Source organism: Mesorhizobium sp. M7A.F.Ca.US.006.04.2.1 (genome assembly GCF_004022915.1).
Lineage (GTDB): Bacteria > Pseudomonadota > Alphaproteobacteria > Rhizobiales > Rhizobiaceae > Mesorhizobium > Mesorhizobium ciceri.
In genome coordinates this window covers 1-2,171 of sequence record NZ_RZQA01000962.1, presented here as the reverse complement: position 1 = coordinate 2,171, position 2,171 = coordinate 1, and the positions used below count along the sequence as shown (strand labels likewise).

Below are 2,171 nucleotides of genomic sequence, written 5' to 3'. Positions count from 1 at the left end.
GGGGAGTAGGGGAGTAGGGCAGTAGGGCAGTAGGGCAGTAGGGCAGTAGGATTGCTCTGCCGTTCAATGCCCGGGCCCGAGCCAAGCCACCATCCCCCTATTCCCGTACTGCCTTACTGCCTTACTGCCCTACTGCCCTACTGCCCTAAACCGAAGGTTTCCCCCAATGTCCCACTTCCTCGGCATCGACGTCGGCACCGGCAGCGCGCGGGCCGGGGTGTTCGACCACACGGGAAACCTGCTTGCCTCGGCCAAACGGGACATCGAGGTCTGGCGCGAGGCCGGCGACATTGTCGAGCAGTCGAGCAACGACATCTGGCGGGCGGTTTGCGCGGCCACGCGTGAAGCGGTCGCGCAATCGGGCGTGGCGCCCGAGGCGATCGCCGGCATCGGCTTCGACGCCACCTGTTCGCTGGTGGTGCTGGGCGAGGGCGGCGTGCCGCTGCCGGTAAGCAAGTCCGCCAATCCGGAACGCAACATCATCGTCTGGATGGATCATCGCGCGGTCGAGCAGACGCGCCGCATCAATCGCAGTGGCGAGGCGGTGTTGAACTACGTCGGCGGCGTCATCTCGCCGGAGATGGAAACGCCGAAACTCCTGTGGCTGGCCGAAAACCTGCCCGCCACTTTCGACGCCGCCTGGCAGTTCATGGACCTCGCCGATTTCCTCACCTGGCGGGCGACCGGCAGCCTTGCCCGTTCGGTCTGCACGGTGACCTGCAAATGGACCTATCTGGCGCATGAGAGCCGCTGGGACGAGACGTATTTCCGCAAGATCGGCCTCGGCGCGCTGGCCGACGAGGCATTCGCGCGCATCGGCACCGAGATCGTGCCGGCCGGTGCCGCACTCGGCGGCGGATTGACCGCGCAGGCAGCAGCAGACCTTGGTCTCAACCCCGGCACCGCGGTGGCGGCCGGACTGATCGACGCGCATGCCGGGGGCGTCGGCACGGTCGGCGCGCGCGGCGATTTCGGCAGCGTGCTGTCGCGCATGGCCTATGTTTTCGGCACCTCGGCCTGCACCATGTCGTCGACCGCCGAGCCGGCCTTCGTCGACGGTGTCTGGGGTCCGTATTTCTCGGCCATGGTGCCGGGCCTGTGGCTGAACGAGGGCGGCCAGTCGGCAGCTGGTGCTGCGATTGATCATCTGGTGCGCATGCACCCTGCAGCCGGCGAAGCGACCGCCAAAGCGCAAGCCGAGGGGCTCAGCCTCAGCGCCTGGCTGTCGCTGCAGGCGCAAAGCCGCAATGGAGCCGCGGCCACGCCGGCCCTGGTCGGCGGCATCCATGTCGTGCCGGAGTTCCTCGGCAACCGCGCGCCTTTCGCCGACCCGGACGCGCGCGCGCTGATTGCCGGGCTCGATCTCGACACCAGCCTCGACAGCCTGGTCGGGCTCTATGTCGCCGGGGTCTGCGGGCTGGGCTACGGCGCGCGCCAGATCGTGCGGGCCGAGCATGACAAGGGCATTCCCGTCGACACCATCGTGGTCAGTGGCGGCGCCGGCCAAAGCCCGCTGGTGCGCCAACTGCTGGCCGACACCACAGGCATGGTGGTGGTGGCCTCGACCTCGCCGGAACCGGTGCTGCTCGGCTCGGCGATGCTGGGCGCGGTCGCCGCCGGTGCCTACAAGGATCTGGCGGCGGCGATGGCCGGCATGTCGGAACTCGGCGAGGTCTATCATCCTGACCCTACGTTGGCCGGCTGGCATGCCAAACGCTTCGTGGCGTTCGAATTGCTGCAGCAGGCGGGCAAGGCCATCCGAGGCTGAAGCGCGCGGCTCCTGTCGAGCCATGTCAGGAGCGTAGCGAACACCGCTTGGCGGTTTAGCCGGAAGCTGGCAGCTTTGTTCTGTCGTGGACCCTCTAGCAGCACGCGACGAGGGCAGGGCGACAGGACCAGGAGGCCCTAATGGTGGACGAAGCTAAACCGCCGCTACCATTCGCATCGGATGAGGTGCCGTGGACGGAATGGTCCGACGTGCCACGCTTCGGCCTGCGCTACCGGCATTTGTCGCTGGCCGCCCTTGGCGAAAAACACCGTGTCGGCGTGGCAATCGAGGAGCTTCCGGCTGGCAAGCAGTCCTCGCCGGCGCATTACCATATTTTCGAGGAAGAGCATGTCTTCATCCTCGAAGGGGCGCTTACCGCGTATGTCGGCGACGCGGCCTATGC

At 67.1% G+C, this 2,171-nt stretch carries 1 protein-coding gene and 1 pseudogene; both read left to right on the top strand.

The genetic code is table 11. The features are described 5' to 3' along the window. Positions 1-166: 166 nt before the first annotated feature. Positions 167-1,768, top strand: a complete 1,602-nt coding sequence (locus EN925_RS32860) for an FGGY-family carbohydrate kinase (RefSeq protein WP_127369855.1) — start codon at positions 167-169, stop codon at positions 1,766-1,768. Positions 1,769-1,908: 140 nt separating this feature from the next. Further along, positions 1,909-2,171, top strand: a pseudogene (locus EN925_RS32855) (hypothetical protein); the annotation flags it as partial.